The organism is Herbaspirillum lusitanum P6-12 (assembly GCF_000256565.1).
Classification (GTDB): Bacteria; Pseudomonadota; Gammaproteobacteria; order Burkholderiales; family Burkholderiaceae_D; genus Herbaspirillum; species Herbaspirillum lusitanum.
The window spans coordinates 1-668 of the sequence record NZ_AJHH01000756.1 but is presented as its reverse complement, the minus strand read 5'-3'; the positions used below and the strand labels follow the sequence as shown (position 1 = coordinate 668).

1 protein-coding gene is annotated in these 668 nt (G+C 64.4%); it reads left to right on the top strand.

What is annotated here, in order from left to right; all coding sequences use genetic code 11:
- Positions 1-9: 9 nt before the first annotated feature.
- Positions 10-585, top strand: a complete 576-nt coding sequence (locus tag HLUSI_RS30575; protein ID WP_083831044.1) for a sugar-binding domain-containing protein — start codon at positions 10-12, stop codon at positions 583-585.
- Positions 586-668 lie beyond the last annotated feature (83 nt).

Genomic DNA, 668 nt, shown 5'->3' with positions numbered 1-668 from the left:
TAAGTAACGATCGAAATTTCAACTATCCGCATGGCTTTCGCCCAGAACTACGGCGGCCGCGCGCACAGCTTCCCGGTGCCGGCCTTCTTCGACTACGCCGACACCCGCACCGCGCTGTGGCGCGAACGCAGCATCAAGGCCATCCGCACCTTGCAGAACGACGCCGCCATCCTGCTGTTCAGCATCGGCGCGGCCGAAACCGGCAGCCACATCCACACCGGCGGCTACCTCGACAAGCAGGACCAGCAAGACATCCGCCGCGACGACGTGGTCGGCGACATCGCCACCGTGTTCTTCCGCGACGACGGCAGCTGGCGCGACGTGGCGCTCAATGCGCGCAGCAGCGGTCCGGACCTGGATCGCTTCCAGCGCGCCGCGCATTCGATCTGCGTGGTGTCCGGCAAGGGCAAGATCCCCGGCCTGCGCGCAGCACTGCTGGGCGGCTTCATCAACGAACTGGTGATCGACGAACCCACCGCCCGGCTGCTGGTGCAACAGCTGGACGAGGACAAGAACGAGGCGACTTCGGAAGCGCCTGCCGGCAAGACGGCAAACAACAAAACCAACCGCAAACGAGCAAAGTAATGAGTACAGCGACCACTTCAGAAACCTACGATCTCCTGATCATCGGCGGCGGCATCAACGGCGCTGGCGTGGCGCGCGACGCC